Annotated in this window: 16 protein-coding genes; 10 read left to right on the top strand and 6 right to left on the bottom strand. The window is 65.9% G+C overall.

Annotated elements, in window-relative coordinates:
• Positions 1–87: 87 nt before the first annotated feature.
• Positions 88–2,631: a cell cycle histidine kinase CckA gene (gene cckA / locus OSH12_RS08555; protein WP_266343096.1), complete on the bottom strand. Its 2,544-nt coding sequence runs from the start codon at positions 2,629–2,631 to the stop codon at positions 88–90.
• Between the two features lie 533 nt (positions 2,632–3,164).
• Here cckA and OSH12_RS08550 point away from each other — a divergent pair.
• Positions 3,165–4,505, top strand: coding sequence for a flagellar biosynthetic protein FliO (locus OSH12_RS08550; RefSeq protein WP_266343095.1), 1,341 nt, complete (start codon positions 3,165–3,167; stop codon positions 4,503–4,505).
• 108 nt (positions 4,506–4,613) lie between these two features.
• On the opposite strand, the gene dksA is transcribed toward OSH12_RS08550, so the two are convergent.
• Positions 4,614–5,030 carry an RNA polymerase-binding protein DksA gene (dksA, locus tag OSH12_RS08545; RefSeq protein ID WP_266343094.1) on the bottom strand — a complete coding sequence of 139 codons (417 nt, stop codon included), beginning with the start codon at positions 5,028–5,030 and terminating at the stop codon, positions 4,614–4,616.
• 487 nt (positions 5,031–5,517) lie between these two features.
• Between dksA and OSH12_RS08540 the strand changes: the two genes are divergently transcribed.
• The 4 genes from OSH12_RS08540 (at position 5,518) to OSH12_RS08525 (ending at position 9,167) form a co-directional block, all read left to right on the top strand.
• Positions 5,518–5,883, top strand: coding sequence for a hypothetical protein (locus OSH12_RS08540; RefSeq protein ID WP_266343093.1), 366 nt, complete (start codon positions 5,518–5,520; stop codon positions 5,881–5,883).
• A 163-nt stretch (positions 5,884–6,046) separates the two neighbouring features.
• On the top strand, positions 6,047–6,592 hold the full coding sequence (locus tag OSH12_RS08535) for a SixA phosphatase family protein (protein WP_266343092.1): 546 nt from the start codon (positions 6,047–6,049) through the stop codon (positions 6,590–6,592).
• A 95-nt stretch (positions 6,593–6,687) separates the two neighbouring features.
• Positions 6,688–8,151, top strand: a complete 1,464-nt coding sequence (locus tag OSH12_RS08530; RefSeq protein WP_266343091.1) for a YcjX family GTP-binding protein — start codon at positions 6,688–6,690, stop codon at positions 8,149–8,151.
• Positions 8,148–9,167, top strand: a complete 1,020-nt coding sequence (locus OSH12_RS08525; RefSeq protein ID WP_266343090.1) for a YcjF family protein — start codon at positions 8,148–8,150, stop codon at positions 9,165–9,167. Before OSH12_RS08530 ends, OSH12_RS08525 begins: the two co-directional genes overlap by 4 nt.
• A 182-nt stretch (positions 9,168–9,349) precedes the next feature.
• Here the strand turns inward: OSH12_RS08525 and OSH12_RS08520 are convergent, their stop codons facing one another.
• From OSH12_RS08520 to OSH12_RS08510, 3 genes are all read right to left on the bottom strand, one after another.
• Complete coding sequence (locus OSH12_RS08520) at positions 9,350–9,865, bottom strand: cupin domain-containing protein (RefSeq protein ID WP_266343089.1); 516 nt, start codon at positions 9,863–9,865, stop codon at positions 9,350–9,352.
• Positions 9,866–9,981: 116 nt separating this feature from the next.
• Positions 9,982–11,010 (bottom strand): NAD(P)/FAD-dependent oxidoreductase, encoded by a 1,029-nt coding sequence (locus tag OSH12_RS08515; protein ID WP_266343088.1) that lies wholly within the window; start codon positions 11,008–11,010, stop codon positions 9,982–9,984.
• Positions 11,011–11,136: 126 nt separating this feature from the next.
• The gene (locus OSH12_RS08510) at positions 11,137–11,457 is read right to left on the bottom strand and encodes a 2Fe-2S iron-sulfur cluster-binding protein (RefSeq protein WP_266343087.1); all 321 of its coding nucleotides are present in this window, start codon (positions 11,455–11,457) and stop codon (positions 11,137–11,139) included.
• Positions 11,458–12,227: 770 nt separating this feature from the next.
• Between OSH12_RS08510 and OSH12_RS08505 the strand changes: the two genes are divergently transcribed.
• The 5 genes from OSH12_RS08505 to OSH12_RS08485 all read left to right on the top strand — a co-directional run bounded on the left by OSH12_RS08505 (position 12,228) and on the right by OSH12_RS08485 (position 22,001).
• A complete protein-coding gene (locus OSH12_RS08505) occupies positions 12,228–18,596 on the top strand; it encodes an apolipoprotein A-IV repeat region-like domain-containing protein (protein ID WP_266343086.1) in 6,369 nt (2,122 codons plus the stop codon).
• Positions 18,597–18,810: 214 nt separating this feature from the next.
• Positions 18,811–20,052, top strand: coding sequence for an MFS transporter (locus OSH12_RS08500; protein WP_266343085.1), 1,242 nt, complete (start codon positions 18,811–18,813; stop codon positions 20,050–20,052).
• Between the two features lie 110 nt (positions 20,053–20,162).
• Positions 20,163–20,315, top strand: coding sequence for a DUF3309 family protein (locus tag OSH12_RS08495; RefSeq protein WP_266343084.1), 153 nt, complete (start codon positions 20,163–20,165; stop codon positions 20,313–20,315).
• 165 nt (positions 20,316–20,480) lie between these two features.
• Positions 20,481–21,725 carry an MFS transporter gene (locus OSH12_RS08490; RefSeq protein ID WP_266343083.1) on the top strand — a complete coding sequence of 415 codons (1,245 nt, stop codon included), beginning with the start codon at positions 20,481–20,483 and terminating at the stop codon, positions 21,723–21,725.
• A 129-nt stretch (positions 21,726–21,854) separates the two neighbouring features.
• A complete protein-coding gene (locus OSH12_RS08485; RefSeq protein ID WP_266343082.1) occupies positions 21,855–22,001 on the top strand; it encodes a DUF1127 domain-containing protein in 147 nt (48 codons plus the stop codon).
• Positions 22,002–22,043: 42 nt separating this feature from the next.
• Here OSH12_RS08485 and OSH12_RS08480 read toward each other — a convergent pair whose 3' ends face one another.
• Entirely contained in the window at positions 22,044–22,973 is a 930-nt protein-coding gene (locus OSH12_RS08480) for a trypsin-like serine peptidase (protein ID WP_266343081.1), read from the bottom strand.
• Between the last annotated feature and the right edge of the window lie 4 nt (positions 22,974–22,977).

The raw sequence follows: 22,977 nt of genomic DNA, 5'->3' as shown, positions 1-22,977 counted from the left end.
TGCGAGCCGGAAGGCGTGAAACGCCGGCCGGCTTTGGCCAAAACAGGAACGGAAGACGAGCGTACGGCGAGCCGCCTTAGCCCGGCGTTACTCGCCGAGCGTTTCCTTCACGGCGGTCGCCAACTGCTTGAGCGAGAACGGCTTTGGCAGGAAGTTGAAGGTCTCGCCATCCGGCAGGTTCTTGGCGAAAGCGTCCTCGGCATAGCCGGAGACGAAGATGATCTTCAACCCCGGTCGTTCCTTGCGGAGTTCCCGCAGCAGGGAAGGCCCATCGAGTTCCGGCATGACCACGTCGGAGACGACGAGATCGATCGTCCCGCCGGTCTCGCGCATGATTTCCAGCGCCTCTAGGCCAGAAGCAGCCTCATGCACCGTATAGCCGCGAGACGCGAGCGCGCGGGCGGCGAAGGCGCGCACGGCTTCCTCGTCCTCGACCAGCAGGATGCTGGCGCTACCGGTGAGATCAGCGATCTCCGGCGCCTTCTCGGCAACCACTTCGGGCTTGGCCGAAATCGCCGGCACATGACGCGGCACGAAGATGCGGAAGGTCGTGCCGACATCCGTCTCGCTGTCGAAGAAGATATGCGCGCCGGTCTGCTTGACGATGCCATAGACGGTCGACAGGCCGAGGCCGGTGCCCTTGCCGACATCCTTGGTCGAGAAGAACGGCTCAAAAATCTTCGACTGCACTTCGGGCGGAATTCCGGTGCCGGTATCCGTCACTTCGATCAGCACGTAGTCGGCCGGCGGCAGCGGCTTGTAGGTGAACTCCGCCACCTCTTCCGGCGTCACGTTGCGCGTGCGAATCGTCAGCGTGCCGCCCTTCGGCATCGCGTCGCGCGCATTGACGGCAAGGTTGATGACGACCTGCTCGAACTGATTGAGGTCTGCCTTGATCGGCCAGACGTCGCGGCCATGCACCAGCGACAGCTTGACCTTTTCGCCAAGCAGACGCTCCAGCAGGATCGAGAGATCGGAGAGAACATCGCCCATCGCCAAAACCTGCGGGCGCAGCGTCTGACGGCGCGAGAAGGCCAGCAGCTGGCGCACGAGCCCCGCCGCGCGATTGGCATTCTGCTTGATGTTCATGATGTCCTGGAAGGACGGATCGCTCGGCCGATGGTTGGCGAGCAGAAGATCGGAGAAGCCGATGATCGCCGTCAGGACGTTGTTGAAATCATGCGCGACACCGCCGGCGAGCTGGCCGATCGCCTGCATCTTCTGGCTCTGCGCGAATTGCAGCTCCAGCGCCCGCTGCTCGGTCGTCTCCAGCGCATAGACGGTGGCGATCTCGCGGTCGTTGGCGTCCTCGTCGATGGCGGTGACGTAGAAGCGCACGCTGCGCTCGCCATGGCCGAGAAGGGTGGTGTCGACGGGCAATATCTCGCTGCGACCGCCGGCAGCGCTTTCCAGCGCCACTTCCAGCGCCGGGCGCTCGGTCTCGGCGATCACGTCGATCAGCCGGGCGCGGTTGCCGCCATCCGACTTGATCGGCCCGAACATGCGCGCGAACGGCGCATTGGTACGGCCGATGCGGCCCGACTTGTCGATCGAGGCGATGGCGAACGGCGTGTGGTTGAAGAAGCGGGTAAAGCGCACCTCGGCTGCCCGCAGCGCTTCCGACGTTTCCTCGCCGGGACCACGATTGAGCACGATGGTGCGCGTCGCGCCCGGCGCGCCGTCGCCGGCGAAGGGCACACGGTGCAGCAGGCGGACGGGAAGGCTCTGGCCGTTCTGCTTGACGAGATCGAGATCGATCGTCTCCGTCCGCGCCTCGCCCGAATTCTCGCGACCGACCGAAAGCAGCGCCGCGCCGTCGCCGCGCACGATATCGCCGAGCGTCAGGACGCCCGCCTTGAAATGGGTCAGGTCGATTCCGAGCCAGTCGGCGAGCGTTGCATTGAGATAGACGATCCGGCCATCGGGTTCGGCCGAGAAGAAGCCGGCCGGCGCATGGTCGAGATAATCGATCGCATGCTGCAGATCCTGGAAGACGGTTTCCTGCTGGGCGCGATCGTGCGTGACGTCGGCAACCTGCCAGGCGGTCAGGAGGCGGCTGTCATCCGGCGCTGCCTTGACCGGCCGGACGCGAATTCGATACCAGCGCGGCGAACCGGAGGCGGGACCGGCCAAGGGGCTCGGCATCCGCACTTCCTCGACCGCCGGGCGTCCCTCGCGGATCGACTGCGACAGACGATAGATCGCCTCGCTGGCGGCCTGGTCGCCGGAAAAGACCCGCTCGACGACACGGACGTCCTTGCTTTCGTCTGCGCCCACGAGATCGGCATAGGCGGCATTGGCATAGAGGATGCGGCTGTCGCGATCCGTAATGATCAGGCCTTCGGCCATCGTGTCGATGAAGCCGCGACCGAGATCGTCACGCGGGGACTTGCCGCTAAAGCGCATCAGCCCGACGGCGGCGGCAAACAGCGTGAAGACGCCGACCACGGCAAGAAGGCCGAGCAGCGCGAAGATGAACGGTTCGGCCGCCTCGGGCGGCAACAGGGCAAAGGCAAGCGCCGCGCCGACAAGGCAGCAGGCAAGCACGAGCAACAGCCCGATGCCACCGGGACGATCCGACCGATCGACCAGCGCACGGCGGTGCGGTTTCTGGTTACTGTCGTCGGTCATGCCGTTGCGCGGCTCGACATGTGCGGCATGAACCCTTGCACCCCGGTCTGCCCCATCCTGTTCGTTAAGTTCTGGCGAACGCCTGTTGATCGCGAAGAATCGCTGCTCGCTTCTAGCAGGGAGAATGCGGAGGATCGCGGCTTAATTCAACGCAGGCCTGCGGAAATCGGCCGTCTGAGGCACGCTGTCCCGTCCGGGCGACGCTCCGTCCGCCTGCGCAGCGTGAAGAATCATCAACCGCATAGCGCCGACCGCGCCCCGACAAGGCCACTTTTCCGAAGAGAATGCCGGTTTGTCGGCTCATAGCCATGCGAATCCACTGGATTCTGCCACGGTCATGGTCAATGAATTCTTAATGTCCCCAATGGATTGATGGGGGCACGGACGTCGCGAGGCTCTCCAAGGCCTAGCGCACGTCTGAAAAACGTCGAATAAGCAGGGAATCGAGCTAGCAGGCGCCGGATGGTGCCGGGCTCGAACCGTTTCGTTGCCTGAATGCGGGCAGAACCGGATTCGGAAGTCGGGAGAGTAAGATGCACGATTATCTGGCGCCAATGTTCGGCGACACAGGCGCGACCATTGCCCAGTTCGTGATCACGCTCGTCGTGGTTCTCCTGGTCATCCTTCTGGTCTTCTGGCTGATCCGCATGTTCACCAATGGCAGCCTCGGCGCCGGACCGGCGCGCGGACGCCAGCCTCGCCTGGCCGTCCTGGACGCGCTGCCGCTCGACCAGCGCCGCCGCCTCATCCTGGTTCGGCGCGATAATGTCGAACACCTGATCCTGATCGGTGGCCCGAGCGACGTCGTCGTCGAACCCGGCATCCAGCGCGCCCAGCAGCAGACCCGACGCCTGGAGGCGATCCGCCAGGAGCCCCTGCGCCAGGACGAGCCGCGTGCTGAGGCGCAGCGCCCCGAGCCGCCCCGGCCGGAGCCCGCGCCGGCTCGCCCGGAACCGATCCAGGCCCGTTCCACGTCGCAGAGTGGCCGCAGCATCCCCGCCGCGCCGGTCGAACCCATCGCCACCCGCCAGCCGGAGCCACGCCGTTCCGAGATGACGCCGGTTGCCGAGGCGCTGCCGATCGCGGCTTCAGCTCCAGTGGAATCGCAAGCTCGCCGTGCGACGCCGCAGGTCGAAGAGGTCGAAGAGGTCGAGGCATTCGAAGAACGCGCCTCGGACACGTCGTTCGCGGCCGATGTCGAGCCGGAAGCCAGCTTCGAGCCGGCCTCGAAGCGTCCGGCCCCGCCTGTTGCTCCGGAACGCCCGGCGCCCGAGCCGCGCACCGGTCGTGGCTTCCCCAGCTTCCTTTCCGGCAATCGTCCGCGCCACACGCCCACCACCGCCGAGATCCCGCCGGAATCGGCTCCCGTGCCGCGCCCGACGACACAGCAGGGTCCGATGGAGCCTATCGAGGGCCGACCGACCGGCCAGCGCCCTCGCCCTTATGACCCCCGCCCGCTGCTCGGTTCGCAGCAGACGCCGGTAGCCCCGACAGCGCCGATTGACCCTGCCCGTGTCTCGCCGCGCCGCCCGATCGTCCCGCCAGCGCCTCCCGTAGCAGCCGAAGCGGATCCGTTTGCCGGATTGGACGACGAGGCAGACCGCCTGGCGCGCTTCGAGCCGATCTTCGACCTGGGACCGGAAACGACCAGCACCGAGGACGCGCATCTGTTCGGCGCAGCGCCGCGGTCGCACGCCCCGGCGGTCGAATCGCCCCAGCCGGAAGACGCCCCGGTCGCGATTGCAGAGGACTTCATCGAGGCTCCGCTCCCGCCGCACGATCCCTCCGATTCCGAGTCGTCCTCTTCGGTCGGTGATCTGGAAAAGGAAATGGCGCGCCTGCTCGGCGAGATCTCGAACTCGCGCAAGAGCTGACGGGGCCGCCGGCCACAAGGCCGGCGCCTCACACACAGAACGCACATGAAAAAAGGGCGCGAAACCGATGGTTTCGCGCCCTTCTCAATTCGCTCGAAGACGATAGTCCTATTCGTCGCGATACACCCGCTCACGCCGCTCGTGACGCTCTTGCGCCTCGATCGACAGCGTGGCGATTGGCCGGGCGTCGAGACGCATGAGGCTGATCGGTTCGCCCGTTTCCTCGCAGTAGCCATAGCTACCGTCGTCGATCCGCTGCAGCGCCGCGTCGATCTTGGAGATCAGCTTGCGCTGACGATCGCGGGCCCGGAGTTCGATCGCACGATCTGTCTCCGACGACGCACGGTCTGCCAGATCCGGATGATTGACGTTTTCATCCTGCAAATGTTGAAGGGTTTCCCGGGACTCCCGGAGAATATCGTCTTTCCAGGCGAGGAGCTTCTTTTTGAAGTACTCCCGTTGCCGCTCGTTCATGAAGGGCTCGGCTTCCGAAGGCCGATACGCTTCAAGGGTATCTAGCGTCATGAATGACCCCTTGTCGGTGGCATTTCGGCGCGGAATATAGCGATGCGACACCCTAAGGACAACAGGCCGCATGCGTGATTATGAGGGACCCGAAGATATCCCGATTTCACCCGCTTTTATCTCCCGGCGAAGAAAGAATATCTCCGCCAGTGCTTTGAAAATACAATCGTATTTCAATAAGCCACCTATTCCCTGGCAACAGGAATGAGCGCAAAGAGACACCAAAAGGACCGTGGCATTCACGCAACGTCAGGTAAAACTTCGTTAATCATACCGAGTTTGAATGCCCTTTGCGGCCGGATGCCGCCGGGACCGAATCCCGGTTTGCACGCGACCGATCCGCATCAGGCGCGTTCGACCAGGGAAGACGTCCGTGAGAGAAGCCCGTTCCCAGCACGCCCGCACGACGTCGGCAGAGCCCGCGTCATCGCTCCCACCAGATGACCATCGGGACGCGAACAGCGCCCTTTCGGGGATCGAAGCGACGATGGATGCGCTGCTGCAACTGATCGAAGCCGAAGCCGCCCTTCTGCGCGACGGCATGACATTCGCCGCCACCGAGCTTGGCGCGCGCAAAAGCCACTATGCCAAGCGCTACATGGACGAGCTCGCCGTTCTCGGCGCTATCGGGCAGAGCCTGGAAGACCTCGATCCCGGCCAGGTTGCCCGCCTGCGCCTGCGTCATGAAGAATTCCGCTCCGTCCTGCAGATCAACCTGGCCGCACTCGCGACCGCGCGCGCCGTCTCCGACAGCGCGTTGCGAGCCGTCATCGACAACCGGCACGTTCCTCGCCGCCCCGCCCGAGCCGATGGCGAAGTGCGGCCCAACCCGCGCTACGGCAATACCGGCTGAGGCGGTAATCCAGCCGGCCGACGACCGCTTTCCAGCCCCTCAGTCTGTGCCGCATCCCCGATTGAGTTCGCGCCCAAGCCATGTCAGCCTATCCGTCCGATAGCGCATCGGCCCCTGGATCAAGGGAACAAAATCGCGCCGGAACAGGATAGAATCGATAACCATGCGCCTCCTTCTGCTCCGCCACGCCAAATCCGCCTGGGATGTCGCCGGTCTCGCCGATTTCGACCGGCCGCTGGCGCCGCGCGGGCGACGCGCCGCGACGATGATCGGCGAGCATCTCGCCGCCCACAGGCTGGCGCCCGACCGTATCCTCTGCTCCGCCGCCCGCCGCACCCGCGAAACGCTGATGGGGCTGATGCCGATGATCGGGACGGATCTCGATATCCGGATCCTGCGCGGCCTCTACGAGGTCGGCGCCGACGCCTATATCGACACGATCGGCGCGCTTGGCGGCAGTTCCCGCCATCTCATGCTGATCGGCCATAACCCGACGATGCAGGACACGGCCATCGAACTGATCGGCAGCGGCAATCCGGCGTTGCGCGAGGAGATCTCCGACAAGTTTCCGACCGGCGGCCTCGCCGTCATCGATTTCGACATCCACAAATGGTCGGAGTTGCGCCCCAGGACAGGCCGGATCGTCGCCTTCTTCCGTCCGCGAGAGCTGGAGCTCGTCGGCTCCGACCCGATCGCCGACGACGAATAGATCTTTTGCGGCCCCGCCGCCGTGCCTACATGGGGACGCGGCCGGCTCTTCGGCCACACCATGCGGCCGCACTCCGCCGGCCAGGAACGGGACCTTTGAAGCTAACCACGCTGACCGACGAAGCGCGCCTCGCCCTTGTCACGCTGGGGGATCGCGCAGCGGATCTCGTATCACCGACCGTGCGCCTCGGCGTCACCGGGCTGGCGAGGGCCGGCAAGACGGTTTTCATCACGGCGCTGGTGCATAATCTCGTCCATGGCGGCCGGCTTCCGCTGTTCCGCTCCTATTCGACCGGTCGCGTCACCGGCGCCAGGCTGGAGCCGCAGCCCGACGACGACGTGCCCCGCTTCGATTACGAGGATCATGTCCGCGCCCTCGTCGACCAGCGAACCTGGCCGGATTCGACCTATCGGATCAGCGAGCTCCGGCTCACCATCGCCTATGAATCGGCGTCCTATTTCAAGCAGCGCTTCGGGCCGGGCAAGCTGAACCTCGACATTGTCGACTACCCCGGCGAATGGCTGCTCGACCTGCCGCTGCTCGCCAAGGATTTTGACACCTGGTCGCGCGAGGCTGTCGAGATGGCGCGCGGCCCTGCGCGGCGGATCGCGGCCGCGCCGTGGCTGGCGCGGCTCGAAACCATCGATCCCACTGCGCCCGAGGACGAGGCGGTGGCGCGCGAACTGGCGGCGCTCTTCACCGATTATCTGCGCGCATGCCGGGCCGACGAGAACGCCATGTCGACCTTGCCGCCCGGTCGCTTTCTCATGCCGGGCGATCTCGAGGGGTCGCCTGCCCTGACCTTCTCCCCCCTGCCCGACACCGCTGTAAACGCCCCTGCCGGCTCGCTCGGCCGGATGATGGCGCGGCGCTACGAGGCGTATAAGTCGGTGGTGGTAAAGCCGTTCTTCCGCGATCACTTCGCCCGGCTCGACCGGCAGATCGTGCTGGTCGATGCGCTCAACGCGCTGAACGCCGGCCCCGCGGCTGTCGCGGATCTCGGCGCCGCGCTGACCGAGATCCTCGGCTGCTACCGCCCCGGCTCCGGCTCGTGGCTGGGCGGGCTGATGACGCGACGCATCGACCGCATCCTGATCGGCGCGACCAAGGCCGACCATCTGCACCACGCCGACCACGATCGCCTGGAAGCCATTCTCTCGCGGCTGCTGGCGCCGGCGATCGAGCGGGCTTCGGCGGCGGGTGCACGCGTCGAGGTGGCGGCGCTCGCCTCCGTCCGCGCCACGCGCGAAGGCGTCGTCGTACAGGACTCGCAGAAGTTGCCGTCGATCATCGGAACGCCGCTTGCCGGCGAGACGATCGATGGCGAGACCTTCGACGGCAAAAGCGAAATCGCGTTCTTTCCCGGCGACTTGCCGAACAATCCTGATTCAGTCCTGCAAGGACCTGACTCAACTTCTGAGCTGAGCCCGACAGAGCTACGATTCGTGCGCTTCCGCCCGCCGGCGCTGGAACGGACGGCCGAGGGCATCACCCTGTCGCTGCCGCATATCCGGCTTGACCGCGCGCTGGAATTCCTGATCGGAGACCGGTTGTCATGAGCGATACCCCGCGCAAGCCAACCGCCTTCCGCCTCGACAGCATCCGTGTCGTCGACGACCCGGACATCGCCCATCGCCCCGGCGACCGGCCGATGGTGATCGCCGAACCGGAAGAGTTCGACCTCCCCGTCCCCGTGCCAAAACCTCGGCGCGGGCCGCGCTGGGCCAACATCCTCGTCTCGGCTCTCGGCATCCTGCTGTCGCTGGGCATTGGCCTTGCCGTCGACCAGTTGATCCGCGACCTGTTCCAGCGGGCCGAATGGCTCGGCTGGTTCGCGGTCGCGGTCGCGTCAGTCGGCCTGGTCGCGCTGATCGCGCTTGCCACGCGCGAGATCGGCGGACTGCTCCGACTTCGTCGCATCACGTCGATCCGCGAGGCGGCCGACGACGCCGCCCGCCGCGACGACCGCGTTGCCGCCCGCGCCTCGGTGCGCGACCTGACGGCGCTCTATGGCGAGCGGCCGGACACGGCACATGGCCGCGCGGCGTTGGAGCGGCACGCGGCCGAGATCATCGACGGACGCGACCTGATCGGCCTCTCGGAGCATGAACTGCTGCGCCCGCTCGATATCGCCGCGCAGACCCTGGTGCTGTCGGCTGCCAAGCGGGTCACGCTGGTGACGGCAATCTCGCCCCGCGCGCTGGTCGATCTCTTGTTCGTACTGGTGACGGCGCTTCGCCTGATCCGCCAGCTCGGCCAGCTCTATGGCGGCAGGCCCGGCACGCTCGGCTTCCTGCGGCTGGCGCGCACCGTCATCGCTCATCTCGCCGTTACCGGCGGCATGGCGGCGGGCGACTCGCTGGTCCAGCAGATCCTCGGCCACGGCATCGCGGCCCGACTGTCGGCGCGGCTCGGCGAAGGCGTAATCAACGGCATTCTCACGGCGCGCGTCGGCATCGCCGCCATCGACGTCTGCCGCCCCTTGCCCTTCATCGCGGAGAAGCCGCCGGCGATGGCGGACTTCATCGCCGAGCTGACGAAGATCGGCGGCAAGGCGGGCAAGAGGCCGGAGTGACGGCAGGCGAGCCGGTTAGAAAGCAAGCCCCTCACCCAACCCTCTCCCGCGAGCGGGCGAGGGCTTTTCGAGGCCGGATCACTCATCAATATTGATTGTCGAAAGGGCGCAGGCGAGCCCCCTCGCCCGCTTGCGGGAGAGGGCCGGGGTGAGGGTCTTCTGGATCCCACAAGCCGGCTCGGTCAGCCTGTCGTCCAATGCTTCGCGAGCGGCCCCTTCGATCCGGCGAGCGGGTCCTCGGCAGGCAGGGTGACGGCGCGGATCCGGGTTCGGACTGCGCCGGCGTCGACGACATCATCGGCGCGAACCAGATCCCAGCGCTGGCCCATCGGATACGCTCCGACGACGATCAGATCCGAGCTGGAGGCAATCCGTCTGTGCCCGACACCGGCCGGGATCAATACGGCGTCTCCGGCCACCAGGTCCACCGGCAGGCCGGCGTCGCCGCCGAGTTGAACCGTCACGGTTCCCGACGCGATGCCGAGAACCTCATGCGCGGTCGAATGATAGTGATCGAACGGATACATGCCGTTGCGCCACGACCCGCCCCAGCCATGCGACGTGAACAGACGCTCAAACGCCGAGGCGCGGTCCGTGCCATCCTCGACCAGAGCTGCCCGGTAGAGGATCAGCGGCAAGTCCGGATTGTTGGGAATGTCGCCGGCATCGGCGAAGTCATGCGTGGTGAACTGCATCATCGGCTCCGGCTTCGACCATAGGGTAAACGGCCCATGGCGGCTGGGGTTCCGGCCCGGCGCGGCGCGCCGGGGGATTCTTTAGCACGGGTATAGCCCGCGCGGCGCGGTGCGCCGGATCAGGCGACGCCCAGCTTCTTCTGCAGGCTCGTCGACGAGGTCGTGTACTGGAACAGGATCTTCTTGTCCGGGAACACGATCCGGCTCGCGGCTTGCGACATCAGCGCCGCCTCGTGGAAGCCGGAAAGGATCAGCTTCAGCTTGCCGGGATACCAGTTGATATCGCCGATCGAGAAAATGCCGGGCTCCGAGGTCTGGAACTTCTCGGTGTCGACCTTGATCAGGTTCTCATGCAGGTTGAGGCCCCAATTGGCGATCGGGCCGAGCTTCATCGTCAGGCCGAAGAAGGGCAGCAGTCGCGTCGTCGGCAGCTTGTGCTCGTTGTCGTCATTATCGGTGATGACGGCATGCGAGATGTGACCGTCTTCGCCCTCAAGACCCGTCACCTGGCCGAAGACCAGCTTCAGGTCGCCGGATTCGACGAGGGCGCGCATCTTGTTGACGCTGTCGGGCGCGGCGCGGAAGGCGTCGCGGCGGTGCATCAGCGTGACGCTCTTGGCGATCGGCTGCAGGTTCAGCGTCCAATCGAGCGCGGAATCGCCGCCGCCGACGATCAGGATGTCGTGGTCGCGGAACGCTTCCATCTTGCGGACGGAGTAGAAGACCGACTTGCCTTCGAAATTCTCAATCGCCGGAACCGGCGGGCGCTTCGGCTGGAACGAGCCGCCGCCGGCTGCGATGACGACGACCTTGGTCAGGAAGATCTTGTCGGCGTCGGTGGTGACGCGGAACGAACCGTCCTCCAGGCGCTCGATGCTGTTGACCTGCTCGCCGAGGTGGAAGGTCGGGTCGAACGGCTTGATCTGCGCCATCAGGTTTTCGGTCAGGCCGTCTCCGGTGATGATCGGAAACGCCGGAATGTCGTAGATCGGTTTTTCGGGATAGAGCTCGGCGCATTGGCCGCCGGGTTTGTCCAGGATATCGATCAGGTGACAGCGGACGTCGAGCAGGCCCAGTTCGAAGACGGCAAACAGTCCGACAGGCCCTGCGCCGACGATGACGACATCGGCTTCGATCGTTTCGCTCATGATCATTCCGTTATAATAGTGAATGCGCGCGACGTTTAACCGCTAGGGACGTCGCTGCAAAGCATCAAAGTTCCGCGCAAATGCCCCTTGCGAGCAAAACCATCCTCTGACGCAGGACGGAACGGTTCAGCCCTGGCGCTCCGGGATGCGGACGATCAGGCCATCCAGCTCGGGCTTGACGCGGATCTGGCAGGAAAGCCGCGAGTTCGGCTGCACGTCCTGCGCAAAGTCTAGCATGTCCTCTTCCATCGCTTCCGGCTCACCGGTGATCGCGACCCATGCGTCGTCGACATAGACGTGGCAGGTGGCGCAGGCGCAGGCGCCGCCGCACTCCGCCTCGATGCCCGGCACGGCGTTGCGCACGGCATTTTCCATCACGGTCGAGCCGTCGCGGGCTTCAATCTCGAAGGGCGTGCCATCGAAGGCAATATAAGTGATCTTGGCCATGGGATCCGAAACGCTGCAAAAGACTGCCCCCTATAGGCGATATGCCTCGGACGTGCCAAGGGCCGAGCGAGGGCAACCGCCGCGACCGATTGTATATACGGGCTCGTCTCGACCTCGGTTTCACGGAAGGTTCCCCGCCGCGGAGGGTAATTCGTTCGCCATGGTTAACAAATCCGGGGCCACCCTGAACGGCGACCTGCAACCCCCGCGCATCAGAATTTCCACATCGGCGCACGGCCTGACAAACGTTGATAGCGACTCGCCACCGCGCATCCAAAGCAAATCAGCACCTGGATGGATCGACCTTGATGTATAGTCCGCCGGCAGGGCCGGCCTGTGCACGTTCAGGATTGATCGAGACATACATCAGGAGGCGCAGCAACGGGATCAAATCCACCGACCTGCATCAGGCTCGCCGCAAATTGTACCGGCCGTCCACCACGATCTCATGAATGACGGTAAAGGCCCTTTCAGCCCGGCTCGCGCTAGCAGGGAAGCCCGCCTTAATACCTTGTTAATAAATTGCGGCCGAAAGGCGTGCTTTCTTGTACCCCTGTGCCTAATGTGCCAAAAGTGATCTCACGGGCAAGGGTGTGACGGCCGATCGGAATGGCGTGTATGGCTATCCGGGGGACGAGCTGATCTACGGGTTGTGGCAATCTTCGCGCATGTACCAAGCGCTAGCTGTATCCTGGAAGCATCCTTGTGCTTTTGGCGGGTTCCCGCCGAAGCGGCCGACAGAGTATCGAGTACGGACGCGAGGCTAAAAAATGGCGAATACCCCGAAGTCCAAGGACCCGGCGGATGCAGCGCTCACCGCCGTTGAGGAGGCGCTCCGGATCGATTTCGACGCTCCCGCGGCGGCCAATCCACGGCCACCCGCAGGCGGTGTCCCGCGAGATCGACGGCTAGAGCCGCCCCGGCTTCAGGAAGCGCCCCGCAAGGGTGACGCGCCGCGTCGGGCCGATGCGCCCCGCAAGGTCGATGCGCCAGCATCGCCGGCGAACCGCGCCCTGCCCGCTCCCACGCGTACCGAAGAATCCAGCGCCTCGCCGCGCGGCCGCCAGTCCGGCCGCAACAGCCGCATGCCCGCCAATGACGACCGTCGCGTCGGCGGCGCCTCGCTGCCGGCCCGCCGTCCGTCGCGCATGATCTATCCCGTCGCCGCGCTGCTTTCGGTCGCCTGGATTGGCGCCATCGCAGCCTATGTGACGTCAGCCGATATCAGCCTGTTCTCGGGCGATAGCGCTGTCGGCACGGCCCAGTTCACCAACCTCGCGCTTGCCCTCGTGCTGCCGGTCGGCATCGTCTGGGGCATCGCCATCATGGTTGCCCGCGCGCAGGAAATGCGCATCGCTGCGCGCTCGATCTCCGACGTCGCCGCTCGCCTGTCCGAGCCCGAGGACGCTGCTTCCGAAGCGGTCGTGACGGTCAGCCAGGCCATCCGCCGCGAAGTCGCCGCCATGGGCGACGGCATCGAGCGGGCGCTTGCCCGCGCCAGCGAGCTTGAGCTTCTCGTCCACAACGAAGTCGCGGCGCTCGAACGCTCCTATTCCGATAATGAAGTCCGCATGCGCGGCCTGATCGACGATCTCGCCAACCAGCGCGAGGCGATCGTCATCAACTCCGAGCGCGTCCGTTCATCGATCGTTTCGGCGCAGGAATCGCTGTCGAAGGATCTTGGCGAAGCCAGCGACCAGATCGCCTCCAACATCATCGGCTCCGGCGACCGCATCACCCAGGCCCTGGCCGGGCGCGGCGAAAACATCACCCAGGCGCTTGGCGCCGCCGGCGATGACATGATCAACAAGCTGTCGGTGCGCGGCGATGACCTGGTCAGCCGCCTGACCAGTGCTGCGACCGACGTGACCGAATCCTTCTCGCGCACCAGCGGCGAAGTGACGGACGTGCTGCTGTCGCGCAGCGCCGACATCAACGAGACGCTCGAGACCACCGGCCGCGCCATGGCCGAAACGGTTGCCGAGCGTGGCCGCGAGGTCAACGAGACCCTGGCCCGCGTGACGGAAGAGCTGACCGAAGGCCTCGACCGCCGCACCGCCGACATGACCCGTTCGATCTCCGTCACCGGCAACCAGGTCGCCGAGACGATTTCGCTGCATACGCGGGAAGTGAACGCCGCCCTGAAGTCCAATGCCGACAGCCTGATCGTCGACCTTGCCCTGCGCGGCCAGGAGATCAACGAGAAGCTGGACGAGACCGGCAACCGCATCGCCGACACCATCTCGGCACGCGGCGGCGACCTCGCCGACCGTCTGGCGCTGACCGGCGACCGGATCCAGGACGCGATTGCCATCGACGGCAGCGGACTGGCCGACCGGCTGACCGCCGCCGGCGACATCATGGCCACGCTGATCGAGTCCCGCACCGCCTCGCTGCGCGACACCATCGACGGCGCCTCCAACGCCGTGAACGAAACCTTCGACGCCCGTTCGGCAGAGCTGACCGAGCGCCTCGCCACCGTCGGCGGCGAAGTCGCCAAGGCGATCGCCGTCCGCGGCCTCAAGGTCAACGAGACGATCATCGCCTCGGGCAACGAGATTTCCGAGACGATCGCCTCGCGCGCCGGCCTATTGCATGAGCGGATCGTCGAATCCGGCAAGCAGATCTCCGACACCATGGAGAGCCGTGGCACCGCCGTTTACGACCTGATCATCGAATCGAGCCAGCAGCTGGCCGATGCGATCGAGACGCGCGGTTCGGCCGTGCATCAGCGCATCCTGCATTCCGGCAACGAGATCGCCTCGACGATCGAGAGCCGCGGCACCGACATCCACGATCGCATCGTCGCTTCGGGCACCCGTTTTGCCGATGAGATCGCCAATCGCGCCGATAGCACCCACCAGCAGTTCCTGTCGTCCGGCAGTGATCTCGCCAGCGAAATCGAAAGCCGTGCCGGCGCCGTGCATCAGCGCATCGTCGCCTCGGGCACCGACCTCGCCAACGAGATCGAACGCCGCGCCGACGCCGCCCATGAGCGCATCCTGACCTCGGGCAGCAACCTGGTCGGTGAAATCGAGACCCAGGCGCAGGCCGCGCATGCACGCATCCTGTCGTCCGGCGTCAATCTGGCCGGCGACATCGAAAGCCGCGCCGAAGCCGTTCACAAGCGCATCGTCGCTTCGGGCACCGAACTGGCAGACGAGATCGAGAGCCGCGCTCAGGCCGTGCATGAGCGCATCCTCACCTCCGGCACCGAACTGGCGCAGGACATCACCGATCGCGCCGACGCCGTTCACCAGAGCATCATCGCGTCCGGCACCGACATCTCTGGCGAAATCGAGCGCCGTGGCCTCGATGCGCAGCAGCGCATCGTCAGCTCGGGCACGGACCTCGCCGACGAGTTCGCCAATCGCGCCGACACCCTGCACAAGCGCATCCTCACCTCGGGCAGCGAGATCGCCAACGAGATCGAGACCCGCGGCGCCAATGTGCATCGGCGTATCGTCGACTCGGGCACCGAACTGTCCAACGAGATCGCCAGCCGCGCCGAGACCGCGCGCCAGTCCATCGTCGCATCCGGAACCGAGCTCGCCGACGAGATCGAGAACCGCGCTTCGACCGTGCATCAGCGCGTGATCGCCGCCGGCTCGGACCTGATCGACCAGATCGAGAACCGCACCGGCGTCGTGCACGATCGTCTCGTCGCCGCCGGATCGGCCCTGATCGGCGACATCGCCGGCCAAGCGGGTCTCGTGCATGAACAGATCGTCGAATCGGGCGCCGGCCTCGCGGACCAGATCGCCAGCCAGGCCCTCAGCTCGCATAGCCAGTTCCTGTCCTCCGGCAACACGCTGATTGGCGAACTGACCAGCCAGGCACGCGCCGCCCATGAGGAGATCCTCAGCTCGGGCTCGACCCTCGTTGAACAGATCGCCAGCCACGCCCTGCTCGCGCATCAGCAGATCTCGCAGTCCGGCTCCGCCTTGTCGGAAGAGATCGCCAGCCAGGCGCGCACCGCGCATGACCGCATCCTGACGTCCGGCTCCGACCTCGCCAACGAGATCGAAGGCCGCGCCAATGCCGTGCATGAGCGCATCGTCACCTCGGGCTCGCATATCGTCGGCGAAATCGAGAACCAGGCGACCCAGGCGCATGAGCGCATCGCCGCCTCGGGCGCCAGCCTCGCCAGCGAGATCGAGGGCCGTGCCAACGCCGTGCATGAGCGCATCCTGGTTTCGGGCGCCGACCTTGCCGGTGAAATCGAAAACCGCGCCTTGTCGGTTCACGACCGGATCGTCGACACGTCGGGCCGCTTCGGCGATCTGATCAACGATCGCGGCCTGGCCATCGCAACCGGCCTGGACGAGCGCTTCGCGGCGCTGCGCGACATCATCGAGGTCCGTGGTCCGGAACTGGTGACCCGCTTTGCCGACCGCGCCAATCTGATGGACACGACGCTGGCCGACCGCCTCGAAGGTTTCGGCGACGCGATCGAAGCCAAGATCGGCGCCGTCGCGGAGACCCTCGACAGCAACACCCGGCGTATCGACGAAGCGCTCGACGCCCGCTCGATGCAGATCAACCAGACCCTGATCGAGCGCACGCGCCACATCGCCGAGGCATTCTCGAACGGTCAGGCTGAGATCAGCACGATCATCGACGACCGCCTGTCGGACGTGACCAACCGTCTCTCCGACCGGACGCAGGCGCTCTCGGACATGCTTTCCGAGCGCTGGCAGTCGATCAACGACACGCTGGGCGAACGGGCCGTCGAGGCAACAAGCAACTTTGACGCCCGCGCAGTCCAGATGGATAACATCCTCTCGACCCGCCTCAGCGACATCAGCTCGACGCTCGGCCGTGAATCGGTCCGTGCCGCCGAACAGATCGTCGGCTCGCTTTCACAGGCGACCGAGCAGCTTGTCGCCGCCTCGAACGAGACCAGCGGCGCACTGCGTGCCTCGGCGAGCGATGCCTCGCAGAACCTGACCCAGTCGGCAGCCGACGCCTCGCTGCTCTTCACGCAGTCCGCGACCGATGCAAGCCAGGCCCTGACCCAGTCGCTGGACGACGCCTCGCGGAACCTCGCCCGTTCGGCACTCAACGTTTCCGAAACCGTCACACGTTCGGCCAACCAGGCGTCCGAGGCCCTGAACCAGGTCGCCTCGTCCACCGTCGAACTGCTGTCGACGTCGAGCGCCGACGCAGCCGGCCATCTGTCGCGGGTTTCCGCTGAAGCAGCCGAGCAGATTTCGCGGGTTTCCCTCGAAGTCGAGCAGAGCCTCGGCGGTCGTGCGATGAACACGGCGAACGCTCTCGAAGAGCGGACGCGCGCCTTCAACGCAGTTCTCGAAACCCGCAGCGCCGAACTGGCCAACCTGCTCGACGGCGAAGGCAACCGCCTCGTCGCGGCCATCGACCAGCGCGGCACCGACCTGACCAGCAGCGTCGCCAACGCCGGCGACACCATCGTCGATCTGCTGTCGTCGAAGGGCTCCGAGATCGTCTCGATGGTGCTTTCGCGCACCGACGAGGCTGCCCGCGCCCTGCTCGACAGCGGCGAGACCGTGTCGCGCAGCTTCGGCTCCACCAATGAGCGGCTTCGCACCGACGTGGCGGGCATCGTCGACCGCCTGGCGCAGTCGAACGAGATGCTCAACGCGCTGCTGACCCGCACGACCGAAAACCTGAACCAGATCGAGACGGGTCTCGCGACTCGGACCGGCGAATTCGCCCAGGCGATCGAGCAAGCCATCGGCGGCACGCAGAACTCTTCGACCCTGCTCGCTTCGCAGGTCGAGATGCTGCGCGACGTATCGAAGGACGTGCTGGAGAATGTCGGCGCCATTGCGGGCCGCTTCGAGGACCAGGGCCGCTCGCTCAGCCTCGCAGCCCGCACCCTGACCTCGGCCAATAGCGAGATCGAAGGCTCGATCGAGGAGCGCCGCGTCGCCCTCGACCAGCTCGCCCAGAGCCTGTCCGCCCGCTCCACCGAGCTGGACGGCATGATGCGCACCTTCACGGAAACCGTCAGCACCTCGCTGAAGGATGCCGAGGAACGCGCAGCCGAAGTCGCCAAGATGCTCGCCCGTTCGAGCGAGAGCGCCGCCAAGGGCGTGCTCGAAAACCTCGAAGGCATGCAGGCGACCGCAAGCAGCGAAAGCCTCAAGGCCGCCAATGTGGTCCGCGAAGCCAACCGCGCGCTGATGGACGACATGGCGACCGTTGTCGCCCAGGCGACCAAGCAGTTCTCGGCCGCGACCGACGAGATGCGTTCTGCCGCCAAGGAGATGCAGCAGGACCTCGAAGTCACCCGCACCGAACTGAAGCGTGGCGTCCTCGAGCTCCCGGCTGAGACGCGCGAAAGCGCCGATGCCATGCGCCGTGTCGTGACCGACCAGCTGAAGGCTCTCTCCGAGCTTTCGGACATCGTCGGCAAGCATGGCAAGTCGCTCGACGTCTCGGTCCCCGGCACGCCGCACCCGGCGCCGCGCGGTCGCGTTGCCGAAGCAGCGCCTGCCTTCGCCCGGTCGCAGCCGGTCGCAGCCCAGGCCGTTCGCCAGGCAGCCCCCGAGCCGGTCCGCGTCGCAGCTCCGGTAGCCCAGCGCCCTGCCCCGGCTCGCCCGGCGCAGGTCGTCGAGGCCGCTCGTCCGGTGGTTCAGGCCCCCGCTCCGGCACGCCAGGCTCCGGCCCGCGCCGAAGCCAAGCCGGCGCCGGCAGCCGATCAGGCCGAGCCGCGCGGCTGGGTCTCGGATCTGCTGCGCCGCGCCTCGCGCGACGAAGACCACAGCGCAACGCCGGTCGAACGTCGCGAGACGGCGGCTCCGGCTGCCACGGAAGGCGCGTCGCTCGGCAACCTCTCGACGGACATTGCCCGGGCGATTGACCCGCGCGCGGCGGCTGAGCTGTGGGAGCGTCATCACCGCGGCGAGAAGAACGTGTTCACCCGCCGTCTCTACACGCTGGCGGGCCAGCAGACCTTCGACGAGATCCGTCGCAAGTATCAGGGTGAGGCAGATTTCAAGGCAGCGGTTGATCGCTATGTCGGCGATTTCGAGCGCCTGCTGAAGGAAGTGAAGCGCAGCGGCCAGGATCCGGCAGCCAGCAACGCCTACCTCGTCTCCGATACCGGCAAGGTCTACACGATGCTCGCCCACGCAAGCGGCCGCTTCGACTGATCCGGTCCGATAGCGGGACTTTTGAAAGGGCGCGGCCAAGGCTGCGCCCTTTTCTTTTGGCCGCGACATTGTGGCCGGAAGGTCACGTGCGCCACGACATTGCGCTCGGGCGACACAAGCCGTTGTCGTCGCGGGAGAGCAGGACTAGACAGGAAGCGCCTCGTTTGCGCCGGAATGGCTTTCCGGCCGTCCCCCCGTTTCTGGAACTGCCTGCATGTCCGAATCCAAGGCCGAGCACCGACGCAAGAGCTTCGGCGCGTTCCAGCATCGTGGCTTTCTGTACTATTGGCTGGCCCGCCTGTGCGCGACGTTCGCCGTCAATATCGTCAGCGTCTCGGTTGGCTGGCAGGTCTATGACCTGACCCGCAATCCGTTCGATCTCGGCCTGATCGGCCTCGTCCAGTTCCTGCCGGCGCTGCTGCTCGTTCTGGTGACGGGCTCGGTCGCCGACCGCTTCAACCGCCGCATGATCATGGCGCTGTGCCTCGCCGGCGAGGCAATCGCCGTGCTGGCGCTGCTGGTTTTCACGATCTCCGGCAGCGAAGCGGTCTGGATCGTCTTCGTCATCCTGGCTTTCTTCGGCGTCGTCCGCGCCTTCATGGGGCCTGCGTCGCAATCGCTGGCGCCGAACCTGGTGCCGACGAAGGACCTCGCCAGCGCCATCGCCTGGAATTCCTCCGCCTGGCAGATCGCCACGATCGTCGGCCCGGTCGCGGGCGGCCTGCTCTACGGCGTTGCGCCCGAGGCGCCCTACGGCGTCGCACTCGCGATGATGCTGCTCGGCGCAGTTCTCATCCTGATGGTGCCGAAGCCGGCCCAAAAGATCCTCGGCGACAAGGCGAGCTGGGAAACGGTGATCGCCGGCTTCCGTTATGTCTGGAAGGAAAAGATCGTGCTCGGCGCGATCTCGCTCGACCTGTTCGCGGTGCTGCTCGGCGGCGCCACCGCGCTGATGCCGATCTTCGCGCGCGATATCCTGGAAGTCGGCCCATGGGGCCTCGGGCTGCTGCGCGCGGCGCCCGCCGTCGGCGCGCTGACGGTGGCGGCATGGCTCGCCTTCCATCCCATCCGCAACCATGCGGGTTTGCTGCTGTTCGGCTTCGTCACGGTGTTCGGCCTCACCACCATCGTCTTCGGCCTGTCGACGCTGGTCTGGGTCTCGGTCATCGCGCTCGTCCTGATGGGGGCCAGCGACATGATCAGCGTCTACATCCGCGAGACCCTGATCCAGCTCTGGACCCCGGACGCGGTGCGCGGTCGCGTCAACGCCGTCAACATGGTGTTTGTCGGCGCGTCCAACGAACTCGGCGAGTTCCGGGCCGGCATGTCGGCTGCCGTGTTCGGCGCCGTCACCGCCGTGGTGATCGGCGGCGCCGGCACGGTGGCGATCGCTGCGCTGTGGGCACGATTCTTCCCGGACCTGCGCCGCGCCCGCCATCTCGACGGTCGCCCCTGAGACATAGCCTCAGACAGAAAAGGCACTGGATACAACTGGATGCCTCTATTTGAGGGAACCGGAATGCGTGCTTCGCGTTGGATCTTCATGAGGCAATTTCGGGAGCTGACATGAGCACAATTCTTCTGATCATCATCGTGATCCTGCTGATCGGCGCGCTGCCCAGTTGGCCGCACAGCCGCAGCTGGGGCTATTACCCCAGCGGTGGTCTCGGCCTGATCCTGATCATCCTGCTGGTCCTGCTCCTGATGGGGCGCCTCTAACGCGCAGCCCCCTCGAATTCGCATGATGTTCCAAAAGCGGCCTCCCCAGCGGAGGCCGTTTTTACATGCCGCCGGCCAATTCGTGACCGGCGACCGTAGCGCGCCAACACTATCGTCCGGCCGTCGGTTGCTGTAGCAGACGCATCCCTTCTGTTGGATTGCGTCATGAACCAAGCTGATTCCCATACGGACGAAACCCGGACGTCCCGCGAGCGCATGTTGGCTTGCCTCGTCGTCGTCATCGCCACCCTTTCGACGATGGTTTCGATCGATCTGGTTCTGCCCGCGATCCCGACACTTCCCTCGCTGCTCGGCGGCGATCCGCAGGCGGCGCAATATGTGCTGGCGACCTATATGGGCGGCTCCAGCATCGGCCTGATCCTGTTTGGCAGCATCGCCCACCGGTTCGACGCGCGCATGCTGCTTGCCTGGTCGCTGCTGGCCTATGCCATCGTCTCCGCCCTGGCAGCCTTTGCGACGGATATCTGGACGCTGAACGCCATTCGCGTCGTGCAGGGGGCAACCTCGGCCGGCGCAGCCGTGCTGCCCGCGCCGATGCTGCGCCGCCTGTTCAGCGATACCGGCGCCGTGCGCGCCATCTCGGTCATCGGCAGCATCCAGTCGCTGGTTCCGGGCCTCGCGCCGCTGATCGGCGCCTGGCTGCTGCATATCTCCGGCTGGCAGGCGTCTTTCATCGTGCCGGCGGTTCTCGGCGCGCTCGTCTCGGCGGTCATCTTCATCAAGCCGTCGCTGCTGCCCGCCAACCAGAAGATGGAAGCCGGGCAGACGCGCGGCGGCTATCTCGCCCTCCTCCGCAACAAGCCGTATCTGCGCTATGCCCTCAGCCACGCGCTGATCCTGGGCGGGCTGATCACCTTCGTCTTCAGCGCGCCCTACATCATGGTCGAGACCATGGGCGGAACGGTTGGGAACTTCGTCCTGTTCCAGCTCCTGACAGTCGCCATGTTCGTCGTCACGTCGAACCTTGCCGGGCTGTTCGTCCATCGCTGGGGCCCGGAGCGGCTGGTGACGATCGGCACGCTGGCGGTCGGCGCGTCGGCGCTGGCGATGCTGGTCTTCGCCTTCTCCGGCGGAACGAGCCTCGTGATCCTGCTGTTGATCATGCTGCCGGTTTCGGGCGGCCTGGGTCTTCGCGGCGGCGTCGGCTTCGTCAAGTCGCTCGCCGCATCCGCGCCGGACGAAGGCCGCGGCTCGGCCGCGCTGATGCTGGCGATCACGCTGCTGCCGACCATCGGCACGGCGCTTGTCGCGCCCTTCATCCAGCATGGCCTGCCGGCGCTTGCCATCGCCTTCGCTGCCATCACGCTGCCGGCAGTCGCGGTGATCTACCTGCTGCCGCGCTACGAGGGCGAAATGAGCAGCAGCACGACCGCCGTTCATTTCGGCTAGCAGCGGCCAACGCGGAATGCTGCGCGGCGGCGGCGCGGGCGTGACCGCGTTCACTGCTTCCGTTACGGCATAGGCCTATCAATCCTCCAGCGCCCGCAAACGGGCGGCTTGTCTGGAGGAGATAACGCCATGAAAAACGCCTTGAACCTGCCGCGCTGGCTTCGCCGTCGCCATGATCGCCGGATCCTGATGGCGATGGATGACCGGATGCTTTCCGATGTCGGCATCAGCCGCTCGCAGATCGATCTCTATATTTCCGGCGCGCGGGGCCGCTGACCCTGTCGGCTGCGGGACGCTGTCGATACGTGCGGTATCCTGTCAGGATCCGCCGGCAGCCATCGCCCGGCCTGCCGCAAGGATGGCAGCGTCGGTGCCGAGCGCCGTCGTGACGCTGCCGCCCTTCTCACTATAGGGTGCGCCCTTGTAGCGTGGATCGCGCCAGGGCCCCGTCGTGATCGTGATGCCGCGAAACACCAGCTCGCCATTGACGCGCGAGAGGTTCATGCCGCCGGACGAAGCGCCCGTCGCGTCACAATCGGTCCGGAAGAAAGAGGTCTTCGCCGCCGAGCGCGACTTGTCGATGGCGCGCCGAACCTCGCAGCCTTGCGCGACCGGAACGTCGCGATCGACTTCCTTCTCCATTTCGGCCGGATGCGCGGTGATGACGATCAGCTTGTCGCCGTTCTGAACCGGCACGTCGGGCGCGACCGGGAATGGCTTCGCACCCGAAAGCGGCTCGACCAGCCGGACGATCGCATAGTCATTGTTCGATCCCGCCTTCGGCTTCTTCGAGCCGAAATGCGTCCTGTCATCGACCACCAGGTCGATCATCGGGCCATCGACGCTCTGCGGCCGGAAGAAGCATTTCCAGCGCCGCTTGCCCGATGGCTCGAAGAAGACATGCGCCGCCGTCAGGATCTGCTGGTTGGTCAGGAACAACGCCGCCGAACCGACTGAGGGCGACGGCGACAGGCAGCCGACATAGCCCGATACGCTGCGGATCCGCGAGATCTCGCCGCGCGAAAGGCCGAGCGACCGCCCGATCGCCAAAAGCGAATCGCGATCATCGGTACCGTCGATGATGTTCACCCGCTGCAGAAGCGGCGTTCGCGACGGGCGATCGACATCGGCCAGCCCCATCGTCGTCGCGAGGTCCGTCGTCCTTGAAAGGTCGATCGTCCGCGAAAAATCGATGGCGTGGGCGGCTACAGGAAGCAGCAGGGCAAGGCAGAAAAGGAGGGTGCGCATGAGA

Origin of the sequence: Kaistia terrae (genome assembly GCF_026344005.1) — a bacterium.
Taxonomy (GTDB): domain Bacteria; phylum Pseudomonadota; class Alphaproteobacteria; order Rhizobiales; family Kaistiaceae; genus Kaistia; species Kaistia terrae.
The sequence above is the reverse complement of the archived record's forward strand: the minus strand, read 5'-3'. Positions and strand labels throughout refer to the sequence as shown.